Source organism: Acidithiobacillus albertensis (genome assembly GCF_001931655.1).
Classification (GTDB): Bacteria; Pseudomonadota; Gammaproteobacteria; order Acidithiobacillales; family Acidithiobacillaceae; genus Acidithiobacillus; species Acidithiobacillus thiooxidans.
Genome location: NZ_MOAD01000011.1, coordinates 1 through 16,311, shown reverse-complemented (window position 1 = coordinate 16,311; position 16,311 = coordinate 1). Strand labels below are relative to the sequence as shown.

15 protein-coding genes and 2 pseudogenes are annotated in these 16,311 nt (G+C 50.6%); 11 read left to right on the top strand and 6 right to left on the bottom strand.

Annotated features, from left to right (window positions below; translation table 11 throughout):
* From BLW97_RS15515 to BLW97_RS15505, 3 genes are all read left to right on the top strand, one after another.
* Window positions 1-184, top strand: a 184-nt coding sequence (locus tag BLW97_RS15515; protein ID WP_158025198.1) for an outer membrane beta-barrel protein, incomplete at its 5' end; no start/stop codon positions are given.
* 40 nt (window positions 185-224) lie between these two features.
* Window positions 225-410, top strand: a complete 186-nt coding sequence (locus BLW97_RS20095) for a hypothetical protein (RefSeq protein WP_226842682.1) — start codon at window positions 225-227, stop codon at window positions 408-410.
* 194 nt (window positions 411-604) lie between these two features.
* The gene (locus BLW97_RS15505; RefSeq protein WP_024895254.1) at window positions 605-1,036 is read left to right on the top strand and encodes a hypothetical protein; all 432 of its coding nucleotides are present in this window, start codon (window positions 605-607) and stop codon (window positions 1,034-1,036) included.
* 221 nt (window positions 1,037-1,257) lie between these two features.
* On the opposite strand, the gene BLW97_RS15500 is transcribed toward BLW97_RS15505, so the two are convergent.
* From BLW97_RS15500 to BLW97_RS20085, 4 genes are all read right to left on the bottom strand, one after another.
* Window positions 1,258-1,467, bottom strand: a complete 210-nt coding sequence (locus BLW97_RS15500; protein WP_024895253.1) for a DUF4926 domain-containing protein — start codon at window positions 1,465-1,467, stop codon at window positions 1,258-1,260.
* Complete coding sequence (locus BLW97_RS20480) at window positions 1,464-1,703, bottom strand: DUF6883 domain-containing protein (protein WP_326923825.1); 240 nt, start codon at window positions 1,701-1,703, stop codon at window positions 1,464-1,466. The genes BLW97_RS15500 and BLW97_RS20480 overlap by 4 nt, the downstream gene beginning before the upstream one ends.
* 653 nt (window positions 1,704-2,356) lie before the next feature.
* Window positions 2,357-3,451, bottom strand: a complete 1,095-nt coding sequence (recD2, locus tag BLW97_RS20090; protein ID WP_242947846.1) for an SF1B family DNA helicase RecD2 — start codon at window positions 3,449-3,451, stop codon at window positions 2,357-2,359.
* 10 nt (window positions 3,452-3,461) lie between these two features.
* Complete coding sequence (locus BLW97_RS20085; protein WP_423230376.1) at window positions 3,462-4,541, bottom strand: helix-hairpin-helix domain-containing protein; 1,080 nt, start codon at window positions 4,539-4,541, stop codon at window positions 3,462-3,464.
* Window positions 4,542-4,629: 88 nt separating this feature from the next.
* Here BLW97_RS20085 and BLW97_RS15485 point away from each other — a divergent pair, with 88 nt between their 5' ends.
* The 4 genes from BLW97_RS15485 (at window position 4,630) to BLW97_RS15470 (ending at window position 7,430) form a co-directional block, all read left to right on the top strand.
* Window positions 4,630-5,313, top strand: coding sequence for an SOS response-associated peptidase (locus BLW97_RS15485; RefSeq protein WP_065968094.1), 684 nt, complete (start codon window positions 4,630-4,632; stop codon window positions 5,311-5,313).
* 94 nt (window positions 5,314-5,407) lie between these two features.
* The gene (locus BLW97_RS15480) at window positions 5,408-5,674 is read left to right on the top strand and encodes a hypothetical protein (RefSeq protein WP_024895250.1); all 267 of its coding nucleotides are present in this window, start codon (window positions 5,408-5,410) and stop codon (window positions 5,672-5,674) included.
* Window positions 5,667-6,140, top strand: a complete 474-nt coding sequence (locus tag BLW97_RS15475) for a LexA family protein (RefSeq protein WP_024895249.1) — start codon at window positions 5,667-5,669, stop codon at window positions 6,138-6,140. The genes BLW97_RS15480 and BLW97_RS15475 overlap by 8 nt, the downstream gene beginning before the upstream one ends.
* Window positions 6,141-6,146: 6 nt before the next feature.
* Entirely contained in the window at window positions 6,147-7,430 is a 1,284-nt protein-coding gene (locus tag BLW97_RS15470) for a Y-family DNA polymerase (protein WP_075323843.1), read from the top strand.
* Between the two features lie 640 nt (window positions 7,431-8,070).
* On the opposite strand, the pseudogene BLW97_RS19175 reads toward BLW97_RS15470, so the two are convergent.
* Window positions 8,071-8,370: pseudogene (locus BLW97_RS19175) on the bottom strand (IS5/IS1182 family transposase); the annotation flags it as partial.
* Window positions 8,371-8,890: 520 nt separating this feature from the next.
* Between BLW97_RS19175 and BLW97_RS15455 the strand changes: the two are divergent.
* Entirely contained in the window at window positions 8,891-13,459 is a 4,569-nt protein-coding gene (locus BLW97_RS15455) for an autotransporter domain-containing protein (protein WP_075323842.1), read from the top strand.
* Between the two features lie 649 nt (window positions 13,460-14,108).
* Here the strand turns inward: BLW97_RS15455 and BLW97_RS15450 are convergent.
* Window positions 14,109-14,900 carry an autotransporter outer membrane beta-barrel domain-containing protein gene (locus BLW97_RS15450; RefSeq protein ID WP_075323841.1) on the bottom strand — a complete coding sequence of 264 codons (792 nt, stop codon included), beginning with the start codon at window positions 14,898-14,900 and terminating at the stop codon, window positions 14,109-14,111.
* 481 nt (window positions 14,901-15,381) lie between these two features.
* Between BLW97_RS15450 and BLW97_RS15445 the strand changes: the two genes are divergently transcribed.
* The 3 genes and pseudogenes from BLW97_RS15445 to BLW97_RS15435 form a co-directional block, all read left to right on the top strand.
* Window positions 15,382-15,654, top strand: a complete 273-nt coding sequence (locus BLW97_RS15445) for an EexN family lipoprotein (protein WP_075323840.1) — start codon at window positions 15,382-15,384, stop codon at window positions 15,652-15,654.
* A gap of 28 nt (window positions 15,655-15,682) precedes the next feature.
* Entirely contained in the window at window positions 15,683-15,943 is a 261-nt protein-coding gene (locus tag BLW97_RS15440) for a hypothetical protein (RefSeq protein WP_075323839.1), read from the top strand.
* A gap of 83 nt (window positions 15,944-16,026) precedes the next feature.
* A pseudogene (locus BLW97_RS15435) lies at window positions 16,027-16,311 on the top strand (DUF3568 family protein); the annotation flags it as partial.

Sequence of the window (16,311 nt, the reverse complement as noted above, 5' to 3'; positions counted from 1 at the left end):
CCCCGCCGATTCCCACGCCTGGTCCATCACGCTGACCCCGACCTATCAGAGTGGCGGGTTCTTCGCCCGGGCTGAACTTTCCTATGTAGCTGCTTCCTGCCCCAAGGGTGATGGCTTTTCGGGAGCAAATGGTACAAACACGACACAACTGCGCGGCATGGTCGAAACCGGCTTCATGTTCTGAAACAGCGTAATGATTATGGAAAATGGTCAAGGAGTTTCTCATGATTGAATCGGTAAAAGTTTCCTCAGCGCTTTGTGCGAGCCTTGCTTTGCTCGCAGTCAGAAAACGCGCCTGGTCATTCGAAAGGCTTGGCCATGAACTGGGCGTAGAGGCAACGCTGATCAGAAAAAGTTGGCATCACCTCTTTTGGAAAATGCATGGCGTCTCTTTCCCGAGGAGAGATTGAGTAAGCACACCTGGCAACCAGACGCCAGCATCAAAGCAATGATTGCCCTGGCCGCCTGCAGGTATGGATCGGAGCAGATAACGGCTGTTGCCCGACAATACGGGGTGCCTGTTCAACAAGTAAAATATTGGCGCCGCATTTTATTGTCTCGCGCCGCACAAGTCTTTTAGCTCTGGGCCTGTAGGGAAGCAACTATGTTGCCCTCATCAGGCCTCGATCTGAGTTTGCCCCGTTCAATTTTTCTATCGATCATTATCTTCATCCTTTTTTTGTTAATGCTTGGTGGCATTTACATGCTGTTTTCTTTTCATCACAAAAAGGCTTTGAGTCCGGCGATCAATGCACCGATGTTGCGCGACGAATGGTTTTCTGGATACGCCAGTGAAGCATTGAGCTCAACATCCCCCATTTTTGGTCGTTTGTTTGCACGACCTAAAAAAGATGAAAACGAATGGATATTGTTAAAGAAAATCGATCAACGGTTTTTATGGGTATGCATAAAAACGGCCAAAATGGGATTTTGGACATTAGATCTGGAAGGGACCCCTTTATGGAGAGAAGTGCCATTGGATCGGTTAGCCTTGTCAGGATATTTGTGTGCGGAAAAAATACAAGATTTAAAATAAAAATGTTGTTTATATAAATTAAATTATACTTCAGTAACGGTGGGTGCAACGTAACATTCCAAGTTGCATGCAAGATAAATTAAGGGCCAATCTTCTTCTCCAACCACCCCAATCATGAATACAGGTCGAATGACGTCATTTGCCTTCCGCCGATGAATGACCGCTATCGGTCTTTAACGGTCATCTTAGTGCGAAAAAACTTCTGTGGTACTCCTTATAGATCACGCCGCGCGAATACTTTTGTTTGGAGTGTAGTGCAGAGGCATGAGGCGATCCGCCGCAACCGCCAAGGTGATATAGTCGTCGCCCACAAGGAACTCAACTTCCACGTAACCAGGATCCAACTCTTCCACGACGGTCCCGACCTGACCACGTAGAAGGTGTTGCTTTGGTATGGGTTCCAAAAGCGCTACAACGTCGAGTAGTTTCATGATGTCCTCACATAACAACTTTTAAGCCTGGGAACGCCTTCTCCAGTCCTGATGAACCAACCTGTGCGAACGATCGCGGACTTTCCCTGGTGCTGCATGACAAAATCAACTTGGTAACGCTTGCCATGACTGTCGGTCACCTTCTCGGTGGCATCATTGCTCAGTATGGCACGGAGGTATACTGAGCGCAGCAGCTCGGTATCTTGCTGGCCTATCCCCAGGCACGAGGCGAACACCCTGGCCTTGGTTACCTCCGGCAAGGTGACCGGGATTCAGGGTGTATTCTCGTAGCTTGCGAATGTCCAGGATCGCCCTTTCTGCATTGGGTAGCATCATACCTGTCAGAGGCAAGCCTTCGATTACAAACGAATACCAGACAGGATCATAGAGCATTTCCTGCAGCTGGACCATATCTATGCCAGTCAGCCCTGGCAATTCTCAGTCTCACGCGGCTGAATAATGAGTAGCAAGTTTTGCCCTTCACCCGAAGTTTCCCGGATTGGTCCCAGCGCCGACCATAAAGTTCCGGAGCACCGGATAGCGTGATCTGTGCGCTGTGAATGGTCGGTGATGCAGCGGAGGCGTCTCTTTCTGCGTAGGTTGAGAACGAGTAGTATCGACCAACACCTGCTCGGTCGAGGTTGCCCGTTGAAGGGCTGGAATGGACATAAGCGTCTAATTGACCCAATGCAGATTCTAGGCAATTGTGGGCCTTGGCAGATTGGTGCCAATCCATAAGGATGAGTCGGTTACAGATGGCTGCATGGCGACAAACTTTCAACTCTGCTGTGGTTAGGCTATCACTCGCTAACTGTTGTTACATTTGAGGGCCGGTGTGCGCCGGGAAAGGCGCGAGAAGTGTTTAGTTGGTTTCAGCGGCATTTTAATGTCATACCATCCAATCGCATAGTTTTGTCCAGCGTCTTTTACTGGAACCGTTCCGTGTCGCCATGGCTACCGCTTTCTTCTGACCGAGGAGTATCACCAATGTCTTGCCCCGAGTTACCGCTGTGTATAGTAAGTTACGCTGCAGCATGGGATAGTGCTGCGTACTCAGAGGAATCACCACAGCGGGATATTCTGAGCCCTGACTTTTATGGACTGTGATGGCATAGGCCGGTTGCAACAGATCCAACTCCCCGAAACCATAGCTGACCATACGATCCTCAAAGTCCACAGTCAGGGTGTTTTCTTCGGTATCTACCGCCTGCACAAATCCGATGTCGCCGTTGAAGACGTCTTTTTCGTAGTCATTCTGAATCTGCATGACCTTATCACCGGGCGCGAATCTCCGACCGAACTTTTCGACTACCGGTGTGCTTTCACCATTCAACGCCGTCTGCAGAGCGTCGTTGAGTGCCCGAGCACCTAACGCACTACGATTCATGGGGCAGAGCACCTGAATGTCGCGCAAGGGGTTCAGGTAAAAACGTCGGGGGATATGGGTCGTCACCACTTTCACCAGCTTGTCAGCCGCTTCAGCGGGATCCTCCACATCAATAAAATAGAAATCACTGAGCTTTTCGGGTGGACGGAGATCAGGGAGGTGCCCGGCATGAATCTGGTGGGCGGCCCGAATAATCCGGCTTTCTGCGGCCTGGCGAAAAACTTCCGTCAGATGCACTTCGGGGAGTGTTTGCGCGGCAATCAGATCCGCCAGTACCTGCCCAGGTCCAACAGAAGGGAGCTGATCGGGATCCCCTACCATCAACAGCCCTGCAGTCGGCGGCAAGGCTTTGAGCAGCGCATGCATCAACGGGACATCAATCATGGAGCATTCGTCGAGAACCAGCAGATCACATTCCAAGGGATAGTCTTCCCGGCGCTTGAAACCACCGCCCAGCGGATTAATTTCCAAAAGCCGATGGATGGTCTTGGCTTCTTTGCCCGTTGTTTCACTCATCCGTTTAGCGGCTCGTCCGGTCGGGGCCGCCAAGACAATGCGCAACTTTTTGGCATCCAGGATATGGAGAATGGCATTCACGAGGGTGGTTTTACCAACGCNCTGGACCGCCGGTAATCAGAGCCACTTTTTCCTGCAACACCATACGAATGGCCGCTTTTTGGCTATCGGCCAGGACAATGTCCAACCTTTTTTGCACCCAATCCATCGCCGCATCAGCGGCAATGCCCGACCACGGCGCCTGGCCCGCACAGAGTTTTTTCAGGATTTGGGCGATGCCTTGTTCGTTGCGGTATAAGGGGGCCAGAAAAACCCCAGGGGTGTTCTGCACCTGGTCGGCTATGAGGGTCCCCTCCTGTATTTCGGCTGCTATGGCTGCTTCGATGGCGTCGATTGGTACTTCCAGTAATTGCTCTGCCAGAGGGGTCAATGCCTCGTGGGGTAATCCACAGTGACCGTCATCCCGGGCTTCCATCAGCGCATAGGAAATACCGGCTTGCACCCGTATGGGGGCATTTTGCGCGATACCCATTTTCATGGCGATGGCATCGGCCGTTTTGAAGCCTATCCCATGTATATCCCGGGCCAGCCTGTAGGGGTTTTCTGTCATTATCCGGACAGCATCGATGCCATAGGTTTTAAAAATCCGTACAGCGCGGGCAGTACCTACCCCATGGGTATGCAGGAACAGCATGATCTCCCGGATCACTTTCTGGTCTGCCCAGGCGGCAACCATCCGTTCCCGGCGAATGGGGCCGATTCCGTCCACCTCAGCCAGTCTTTCCGGGGTTTCTTCGATCACCGTGAATACCTGTTCTCCAAATGCTTTCACAAGCTTTTTGGCATAAACCGGACCAATGCCCCGGATCATGCCGGAGCCCAGATACTTTTCGATACCCTCTCTGCTGGTGGGTGCAGACACTTTCAAAAAGGCCGCCTTGAACTGGAGGCCGTGATCGCGATCGGTGACCCAGATACCGGATGCGGTGATCCATTCACCGGCCGTAACCGCCGCTGCGTGGCCCACCAGGGTGACCAAGTCCCGATGACCACGGGCCTTGATGCGCAGGACGCAAAAGCCATTGTTATCGTTATGAAAGGTCACCCGCTCAATCAGGCCGCCCAGGAGTTCTGTGGGCACATCCTGCTGGGGGCGCTCCGATTTAGCCATAGAAGCAAGACTCATGACGCAGCGATTCTCCGCTGACCTTGGTAAAATGGTAGCATGGTCAGCAAAAGCTGTAATTTGGGGAGGATGCATGTGCGGACGCTATGGATTCATTCACAGTCCAGAAGATCTTCAGCAGGCCTGGGGAGCTTTTCGGGAGCATGGCGCATTCCCGCCTTCTTACAACCGTGCACCAGGTCAGAGGCATCCGGTCCTGCGTCAGGCTCCGGATCTGCGTCTCGAACTGGTGCCCATGCGCTGGGGATTCTTGCCGGGCTGGAGTACCCGCACCCAGATACGACCGATCAATGCGCGGGTGGAAACCGTCGCGACGCAACCGCTGTTTCGGGAAGCCTTTCGTCTGCGGCGAGCCGTGATACCGGCAGACTGGTATTTTGAGTGGCCTTTTATTCCTGAAGATCCCTCTGAAAAACAGCCCGTACTCATCCGGGCCAGGGATCAGAGCATTCTGGGGCTGGCCGGCATCTGGGATCGACACAAGGGCACAGAGGGTCAAACCGAGGAGACCTTTGCCATTCTCACCGTTCCTGCCACACCCACACTGCAGTCGGTGCAACCGCGAATGCCGCTGGTTCTGAATCCTCAGCATTGGGCGCTTTGGTGGCATCCGCACGCCCAGCGCAAACATCTGGAACCCTGTTTACAACCCGCAGTGACGCTTTGGGAAAGCTTTCCCGTGACCCCAAAGGTAAACAGCCCCCGTTTTGATGAACCAGAGGCCATTCTGCCTTGGGATGGAACACCACCGGCATAAGGACATTCAACCGTTCACCAGGCGAAAAGCGGACTTGCGTCGCATGGAATACTTACTATATAAATATATAGTAACCACTCAAGAGGGATTCCTCATGCGCACTATTCACGCAAAATCTTCCCAGAAACCAATGCAGTCACTGGGTTCAAGGCCATTAAGTTTCATTTGGGTCATGATTCCCGCCTTGCTGCTGGCCGGTTGGCTGGGACATCAGTCTTCGAGATATGCACCCGATCATTGGAACCTGTTGCAGGGTATTGGTGTTATCCATTCTATCGGGGACTGCATGGTACAGGATCGAGCAGGACAACCAGCAAAAGGTCAAAAGCCGCATCCTCTTCAGGATGACATTTATGCATAGTTCGATCAGCGCGTTTCCAGGTAGTGCGAATCGGGCGTTGCTGGCCACAGCATCCCGTCCTTTGCGCGCGGATTTACCCTGTTGCCAGTTCCCACGCATGGTTTCCCGTATTGCAGCAGGCTTCCCCTCCCCCGCCGATGATTATGTGGAAAAACAGATTGATCTGAACACGCATCTCATCCAACACCAGGAAGCCACTTTTATTCTACGGGTTTCAGGTTGGTCCATGCGGGATGTGGGTATTTTCGATGGGGATGAGATTATTGTGGATCGGGCTATTACCCCCAGCGATGGTAAAATCGTAGTGGCAGCCATCAATGGAGAACTCACCGTCAAACGCTTACGTCGTGTTGGAGAAAGCGCCCATTTGCTGGCAGAAAATCCCGATTTTCCAGTGATTATTCTCAAAGAAGGCGAAGAGTTATACATCTGGGGTGTGGTTACGCGTGTGCTGCACAGCGTCTAAAAAATCATGCCTATCGCACTGATCGATGCCAATAACTTCTATGTTTCCTGCGAACGGGTTTTTCGCCCGGATCTGGAAGGTAAACCGGTAGTGGTCCTGTCCAATAACGATGGCTGCGTAGTCGCTCGTTCTGCTGAAGTGAAAGCCTTGGGTGTAGCCATGGGGACACCCTGGTTTCAGTTGAAAAAGCTGGCTCAGAAAGAAGGCATCATCGCCCTGTCGAGCAATTACACGCTCTATACCGATATGAGCCATCGCATGATGACGATTCTGTCCGACTTCAGCCCTATTCAGGAGGTATATAGCATTGATGAGTGCTTTCTGGATTTGCAAGGAGTTGCGCCAGAACAATGCCGCCAAATTGGCCAAACTGCCCGCCAGCGCATCCGGCAATGGCTAGGTTTACCCGTAGGTGTTGGAATAGCCCCGACCAAGACACTCGCCAAACTGGCCAATCATCTGGCGAAAAAACGGCCAGAATATATAGGAGTCTGTGTTTGGGAGGAAATACCCGAAAAGAAACAAACTGAAATATTACAGCAGTTACCTGTTTCAGAAGTTTGGGGTATTGGTCGCCAGTGGAGTCAGCGACTTCAGAAAATAGGGATACTCACCGTCTGGGATTTGCAGAATGCAGACCCCAAACCAATGCGTCCGCGTTTTAGTCTCCTGATGGAAAGAATGATTCGAGAACTGCGCGATGAGTCCTGCATCGCCATGGAAGAAGTGGCACCGCCCAGGCAGGAAATTCAATCATCCCGTTCATTTGGGCACCCCGTCAAAACCATGGAAGAACTGGGTGAAGCCATCAGCCTGTACATTGTCAGAGCCACTAGCAAACTACGGCGTCAGGATTCCGTGGCTGCAGCGCTACGTGTCTATATCCGCACCTATCCCTTCCAGAACCATCTGCCGCAATATCAAGCAGCCCGAACCGTCGTACTCAGCCACCCCAGTCAGGATACCCGGATTTTCCTGCATGCTGGCAAATTGGCTTTGACTCAGATGTATCGAGTAGGATTTGCCTACGCCAAGGCAGGGGTTCATCTTCTGGAGATCAGTTCGGCCCAATCCGTTCAAACCGATTTGTTCGGAGATGCGGAAGCCGAAAATCGCGCTCAGAATTTGATGGCCACTCTGGATCAGATCAATGCGCGATTTGGTAAAAGCATTATGCAGCCCGGCATAGCGGGATGGCAGGAACCACGTGGATGGGCCATGAAACGGGGGAATAAATCTCCTGCCTACACAACGCAATGGAAGGAACTGGCCAGGGTGAAAGTGGAATAGGATTAAACGCGCTTGCGAATGAGGTGTCCTGAATCTCGCGGACACGACACCTCCGATTGGATCTAATGGATCGCTAAGGATTTCATGAAGAAGGAAGAGCAAAGCTATACAGCCGATTTTCGGTCCGAAGCCGTCAACTAAGTTTTGACTCAGGGTCTCAGCTTACAGGGGGTTACGTTCAATAGACCATCATGTCCAGAATTTCCACCAGGGATTGCTAATATTATTAGTGGCCTCAGAACACTGGGAGTTAAGCATTGAGGCACTATAGACGCGTGTTATAGCTTTTGAACCGCATTCTGGGCAAGCTAAAAACGTATCCGTATCTTCACCATCAAGTTGAAGACTTTTCTTCCAGGAACATGAAAGACACCCCAATTCGACATATCTTTGATGGGCGGGATTATTGATGTCGGCTCCTTATGGTTAAATGCAAAAAGTTACGCCATGAGGCTTTGATAAGCTTCCTCTCGTCCGAAAGCAATGTATTGGTTGGGCGAACACTAAGCGGCCAGACGGACGAAATGACCATGCCTTGCCGTTCACCCACTACAGAGTGAATATAGCTTAATTTTACGACTCACACCATCCTTCATGCAAATATCTCGTTATTTGCGTATCTGTTGAGAAGCTTCCAGATCGGTCTCGAGTCAGCGGGCATGGCCTTTTTTCTTTGATCTGCGCTTTGTCCTCCCGGGTAAAATGCTGCTTGGGTGCAGGGACCAGGGTGGCATCAATGATCTGCCCTCCTCTCGCCAGATAACTATGTTGTAGAATTTATTGGCTCCACAGCCGCAAACAGGGCTTCGGCACCGGCTACCCCAATGCGGTTTTCAAAATGCCAGATCGTCGTGCAGTCAGGCAGGCGCGCGGCATCCAGCAGGCCGTAGAAATGTTGATAGCGGTAGCGATCCAGAAGCTGGTATTCCATGGTCATATCCTATTTCTTCAAATGGTTATATTTTATAATATACAGATGGAATGGGAAGGTTTTTCGAGGTGCCCATTTGTATTCCCAACACGCTGACACAGAATTTAATTATGAATCTCAACATGATCACTGGCATATATTCGAAGATTTCTTTAAAGTTTGCATGGAAATAGTGCAAAAGCGAGTAATTATGGTGCGTGTGCTCATTATTTTAATGATGACTACGAGCCATATACCAAATGACAGACATGTTATTCATCCCGATTGATCAACCTGTTAAGGTTCGACTCATAAGAATTTAATAAAAACACGACAAACTGATTACATCAATTATTTCCAGTTGACATCGAATTCATGTATCAAATATATTACATGTTGCCTTATAAATGTTACTCTTGTCACACCGTATATGGCTGCAGCCGAAATGCTTCGACTGCGTTTTGGATTCTACAAGCGGTCATTCATTCCAATTTTGAAATCTGCGCCCACAGACTCGTTCTGATGTGCACCAGCAAGGAGTTGTGCTCCCATGTCAGCGTCACCTGGACAGCACGGCAATCGTGCCTATCGTACTTTTCTCTATTCTGCCAAAACATCGCCTATGGATGTTCGTCACCCCTTTCTTCGTAGCCTCTGTTTGTCCCTCTTACTCACCCCCGTAACGGCCCTGGCGAGTCCGCAGATCATCAGTGGTGGTGGAACGGTCACCGACACTTCAGGAAATACGAGTAATGCCGGAATTACCGTTGCAGCATCCACCCTCGACGTGGAATCCGGATCGGGCCTGGGCAGCGGATTGCTGGACCTGCAAAATAGCGCGTTACGCACTTCCGGTAATGCCACTATCAATAATAACATCGAGTTGGGCCAGGGTGCGGCACCAGTTACCATGACATCTCCATGTGGTGGCGCTTATTGTTTCGGGGTCGGTAGTAGCATGACACTGAACACGGTGGGCAACACCTACGTCAGCACACCTTCCCTGCTTACTCAAATGCAGTTCCCCAGCAACAACAAGGCTCTTGGAATATGGCTCACCCAAGGCTGGCAACCCGACTGGATGGCTGGTATGCAGACGGCCATGCAACAGGGATATGCCCCAGTCCTGTTCGATTACTATTTGGGTGACCTCGGCTCAAAGGGTTCCGGAGCTTGGGCCTACGTCCAACAAAATGCCCAGGCTTGGCTCGCGAATACCCAACTGCTTGCCAACTACCTGTCCACTTTAAATGGTACCGTGTCAGTGGTACTGCAACCTGAATTCAATGTTCCCGGGGTTGGGAATCAGCCACAGTTCGGGGAGTGGCTTGCTCAGGCGTCCCAGATACTTCAACACGCGCAGCATCCCGGCTTAACCATCCTCACCAGTGCCGGTGTCGGAGATTTTGGGGTTTACAGTGATAGCACCGAGAATGCCTCCCAATGGTCTGATTTTTATCCCTCGTTGAGTGTGGCTGCCCCCTATCTAAATTTCATCACCTTTCAGGAAATGCGCGGTGCCGACACGGGTGGAACCGTCGTGACCGCCCAGCAGGAGGGGATGAGCACCATCGCCGGTCGGGTTATTGCCTTTTCCCGCTATTTACAGGCGGCCTACGGGAAACCACTACTGCTGGGATACATTATGATGGACCCTTACACACCAGCGGGTGATACCGAAGACTGGAATGCTATTGCGGCAAAGGCCTACGCCGAAATACTGCAGATCTCCCCGGAACTCGCACAGCAAGGTGTCTTTGGCAGCATGGCCATGGAACTCTTCAACGACATGAATCACTCGACCATCAATGGCGTCGATTATTTTGGCACATCTTCCGACTATTTTGGTTTGGTAAACAGTAATGGTGCACCGAATACCGCAGCGATCGGAAACGGGCCCTATACACTCAATGCCAACGGGCAAGCCTGGGTTAACGGTACTGCCAACGCTGGAAATCTACAGGACATCAGCAATGGTGGCACCATTGATACGAAGGGTAATGCCGACATTTTCACGGGCCTTCTATCGGGCCAGGGCGGTTTGTTTGTGGTGGGCGGAGGAAGTGCGACGCTTACCAGCAACAACACCTATACCGGGAATACTTATATCGAAGACTCCACCTTACTACAGCTAGGCAATGGTGGTACCACGGGCAGTATTCTTGGCAATGTTCTTACCGATGGCGTCCTTTCGTTCAACCGCACTAACAACATCAGCTTTCCAGGTCAAATCAGTGGGTTTGGGCTGGTTTGGCAACAAGGCCCGGGAACGCTTCAGTTGACTGGCAACAACAGCTACTCAGGCGGCACGCTCATCACCGGCGGCACGCTGAGTGTCGGCAAAGAAAGCGCGCTGGGGAGCGGAAACATTACCCTGGATGGTGGAACGCTTGAAACTTCGGCAGCACTGGACGATACCCGGGATTTCTTCATTGGTCCCAATGGAGGCACTCTCAATACGGACGGGAACAACGACGTGTTCGCCGGTGGCTTTATGCCCATGAATAACATCTCTGACGGAGGTCTGACCGTAGAGGGTGGTGGCACCGCTGTACTTACCGGCAATAACCAATACCTAGGTGGGACGACCATTGCTGGATATACCAATCTCCAGATTGGGGACGGCGGCTCTGATGGGACCCTCTCTGGCGCTGTAACCGATAATGGAACACTCACCTTCAACACTACCAATACGACCACTTTTCCGGGGCAAATCAGTGGGTATGGCATGCTTTGGCAACAAGGGCCAGGCACATTATTATTAACGGGGACCAACACGTTTACCGGTGGAACGATGATTGCCGGGGGAACTTTAGGGGTAGGTGCAGAGACGGCATTGGGTAGCGGCAACATTACCCTGAATGGAGGAACGTTCCTCACAACATCAGATTTACTGGATGGCCGGGCATTTTTCATCGGTCCTCAAGGGGGAACCATCAACAATGATGGCAACAACAATCTTTTTACCGGAAATATCATCCCTATGAGTAGCAGTTCTGATGGCGGACTTAGTGTTACAGGCGGTGGAACGACCGTGCTCACGGGCGACAACACTTACACGGGCGGCACCACTATTGCGGGATATACCAATTTGCAGATTGGAGACGGAGGTGCTTCGGGAACGCTGCCAGGCAACGTTACAGATAATGGTACCCTGACTTTCAACACGACAGGCACTCTCAATGTCTCAGGCCAAATCAGCGGCTATGGTATGCTCTGGCAACAAGGCCCAGGAACTTTGATAATCAATGGAGATAACACCTATGCGGGTGGTACCACTATCGCTGGAGGGGCCTTGGCGGTGAGTTCGGCCACAGCCTTGGGGACAGGTCCTGTCAACCTGAACGGCGGCACCCTGATCACCACAGCGGCACAGAACGATGACTTTTCTGTCAATCTGGGCACATCAGGTGGAATCATAGATACCGATGGGAATGCGGATGTATTCAGCAGTGATGTTGGTAGCGGCAATCCTACAGCAGGCCCCTTGACGATAGTTGGTGGTGGTTCACTGATCCTCGATGGGGCCGCGAACAGCGCTTCACAGACCATTATTGGTGGTCCATCGGCAGCTTCCTCCGTAACCACGCCTACCCTACTGGAAATCGGCGACATCAGCCATCCTTCAGCGTCTTTACAGGGTCCAGTTTTGGTCACCCCAGCCGGGGAGTTGCGCGGGCACGGCACGATCGTCGGAAACGTGACTAACGATGGCACGGTATTTCCGGGCGGGAGCATTGGCTCTCTCGCCATTCAGGGCAACTATACACAAAATGCTGATGGCACTCTCGCTATTGAGATCACCCCCACGGCTTACGACACCCTCAAAGTATCCGGCACCGCCGCGATTGCCGGGCGACTGCTCGTACAGGTAGACCCCGGTGCCAGCTATGTGGCTGGCGATCAATATAAGATCCTGCAAGCTGTGGGCGGTGTGACGGGAGCATTCTCCACGACAGTATATGATCCATTTCCCGCATATGTCACACCAACCCTCACCAACAATGGAAATGCTCTCAATATTCGCTTGTCTGCCACTTCGAATGCCACAGGAAAAAATGCGGATCCGGCGTATTTGGGCGGGCAAATCTATGCGGATATCCCTACCGCACTGATCGGTATGACCGCACAATCAGATGCACTCGTTCTTAACCATGCCGAGAACTCCGGCGGAGCGGCTATAGCGCGCACCATGCTGCTGTCAACAGACACAGCTGTCGCCGGACAACTTGCACAATTCTCTGCACCCACCACGAGGCATGTACAGCAAAATGAAAGTGCGAAATATCAGCCTCATCTTTGGTTGCAGGGGGTTGGCGATTTTAGCAATGCGCAGGGGACGCAAGCAGTTTCAGGATTTAATGACCAGAATAGTGGAGTGTATGGGGGAGCCGATATGCAGGACGGCGAACTCACCACAGGAATTGCTCTGGGCTATGTCCATACCGTTCTAAATCTTCCTACTACGGGTTATGCCGGGGGAAGCCAGTCTACTATCGGTAGTGTCACCTCGATGATTTATGGCAAATATCAGGCCCGAGAACTGCACCTGCAAGGCCTGCTGGGCTATACCAGTGAAGTCATTCACGGTGTACGCAACCTGCCGAACACCGGTCTTGCGGCGATCAGTGACCACCACGGCAGTATGATCCACGCATTGTTTCAGGGAGGCTATGCTATCGCCACGCCGGTGGTGACTGTGACGCCAAATTTGGGTATTGCCTGGTATCGGCAAACACAACCCGGATTCTCCGAAACGGGTGCCACCACACTGTTTGATCTGCACTACCTGCATCAAACCGTATCTGCTTTGGAGGTGAGTGCAGGCCTGAGTTTTAGTCGTCATTACCATCTAGGATCCATGCGGATTATTCCCTACGCCGATATTGCCGTACAGCGTAACCTGGACAATAACAGGCGAAGCATCAGTGAGACTCTTGGCGACTTGCAACCGGTGAGTGAAATCGGGGTAGCCCCTGATAAGACTGCATTTCTTACCAATGTGGGTACCAGCATTCGCATAGCAAACAGTCTGTCGTTGTATGCTGAATATGAGGGATGTTATGCCGGGAACATCAGTAGCAGTGGACTGGCTGCAGGAGGAGTCTGGCGTTGGTAGCCTGACAACAACAATGGACATGGGTCGCAAAGCAACTGCAATGGATCACCTCCATCCCTGATTGGGTATAAGTTCATTTTTCTGCGCACTCCGCATGGGTTGCGCTTGCCAAGTTTTCTGCTGAAAACTAATAAATCTTAGGCGCTGTTACCTAGTCATTTTTTAAACGCTGTTTGACAGTGCGTATCTCGCTCGCTTCCCAAAGAACCACAACCTTCCCCGTGATTCCGGCGGGTCGGCTTCTGCAACGACATTTCGAGGACTGTCGGTGTTCACTCACCTTGCGGCCCGCAGGGTCCACTGTCCTCCTGAAGAGGCTTTTTTCCGGAGTGCTTCAGCCCATTTGTCACCTCCTAGACCGCCCCAAGTGCCGCCGGCTGGAGCGAAAGTTAACCGGGTCGGATTGAATTCCGACGGGACACTCGTTTCCTTCGCAAAGCACACATAACATCTTCGTGGAGCCGTTTTGGCGCAGTATTGAGTATGAAGATATTGATCTGCGGGGCCATGTGGCCACATATCGACTGATGGTTGGGCTAACCGCTTACTTTGAGTTGTAACATAGCGATCGCCCACAACAGTCCCTTATCTAACTAATTCCAGAGTAGGCCTGTCCTCCAAAGACAAAAGGTTTTTACGTGTCCAAACTTCAGAAGTTATAAGCAACACCTACCATACCCCGTAAGCTGTTTACACGGGTCTTCACGTTGATGGGGCCGAATTGTTTGGATGCCAAGTAGCGATCGTAATTCACCCCGACGAATCCACTGACATTCGGCAGGAAGCGGTAACTTAGTTTGCCACCCACCTGGAATACATTGGCAGATGGAACGCCGCCGGGCTGAACGGACAAATTTGAAAAATTCAATTTTTCATTGGATGATATGCCCACCATATAGCCGGCATGGGCAGACAGGGTGAGGTCTTGAACAGGCTCCATGGCAAGAAACAATCCACCACCTATGGCATTATTATTGTAGGTTGCATTTCCGAAGTTGCCATTATCACCAATACCTAATTTGAACTGAGCGTACTGATAGCCAATATAGGGGCCAACTATCAGATTGTGACCAAACTGAAACCCCTTGCCCAGACGCACATTAAAAGCCATGGAATGACCACTGTTGCTGGTATTTCCATTACTGTCACCAATAATGGGGCTAAATCCATAATTAAACCCTAGATGCAAGAGGACATCATCCTGACTGATCCCGTTCAGTACCACACCAACACCACCCGAGGTGTTTCCACCAGCAGCTGGTTTCATGGACTTGAAGGACTGTGCGAAATCTTGCGTATTAAAAGAGTTGTATGAATCGGGTGTACCGATAGCCTCACCGTAAATACCGATATAGTTCAGACCATGTTGAAGTGGACTGGCAAAGGCCAATACGGGGAACACGCCCAGCGCTGCGCAACCAATCAAAGCAATATTTTTCATTTCAATTCACCTTTTGGTAAGTTTGTTTGTATAAAATAGCATAAATTTAGCAGTTTCTCAAAATTTAAATATCTATATGATAAATAATAATATTATTTGCTTTGTTTTAATTATATTATTATTTTGTATGGATATTTTTATGTTTTTCATGTTTCTTATGTGTACTCTTCTAGTCAACGTTTGGCTGCCCAACGTCATTCATGTTTTGTGCAACTAAATGCTTATAATTGCTGTTTCCTACCAACGACAAAGTAAATTTATAATGTAGGTTGTAGATTTTCAGTAACGCACCAAGCTCGTTGTTAATAAACAGTAATTAAGGCAATATGAGAAGGTGTCAAGAAGTCGCTAATTAGCTACAGCAACTTTATTGTAATCAATTTTTGACAATGTACCAGAATTAATCGAAAATAAATCAACGTATCAAATTAGCTGAATCTTAAATCCAGTTATCTACATGGAGAAGGAGATAAGTGAGAATATGAAAATATCAAAATTGTTTCTGGTGATACCGCCGTTATTCGGCATGGCTCTTGCCGGTTGTTCAGATGTTTCTCAAGGGCCCCAGGGTGGTCATCCAGTTTCCTGGTATTTACATCATCAGAAAAAAATGTCGCAGGAAGTAGACTGGTGCAAAAACAGTGCCGGCCGAGACAAGTTGGAATCCTGCAAAAATGCTGAAAAAGCCTCTGGTGATGCATTGTCTTATAACGCTAAAAATACCCTACATAGTGTCGGCAAAGCCTTGTCTTGAGGTGCTTTGATTCAAAGGAGAAATTATCATGAATGTATGGAAAACGATGAAGACGCTCACGCTGACAATGATCATGTTGACCCCTCTGGCCCTTGCCGGGTGCGGAGGCGGCCCTAGCGCCAAAGCCGAGTCAGCGCAGAATAATGCACGCGCTGCCCAGGAGACGGCCAATCGGGCCTTGGCGAAAGCCGATGCGCTACAGCATAAACAAAATGAAGCATTAAACCGGGCAGACGCTGCGCAACAGACGGCAAACCAGGCAGCTCGGGAAGCGAACAATGCCCAGTAAACTGGAGTAGAGCGTCATGCTCGTTGAGCAGGATCCTGACGCCCTATCCGTTCCATGCTTACAGCAAACATAAGGAATGAACAATGCGTATTCAATATCCAAAATATGGGAAACAACTCAGCTGGATGGTTGCAGCTCTCTGTGTAGGGGCGGTACTGCCTTTAAGTGGCTGTGTTGCTATTGCTGCAGCCGGTGCGGGAGCCGGTAGCGTCGCTGCAGTCAATGCCGGAATTCTGTCCGACTATCATGCCTATTATCCAAGGCCACTCGGAACGGTTCAGGCTGCCGTTCTGCAAGTCTTTTCGGGAATGCATATTACCTATGTGGGTAATGTGAAGAAAAATCCAGACAAATGGATCATTGATGGG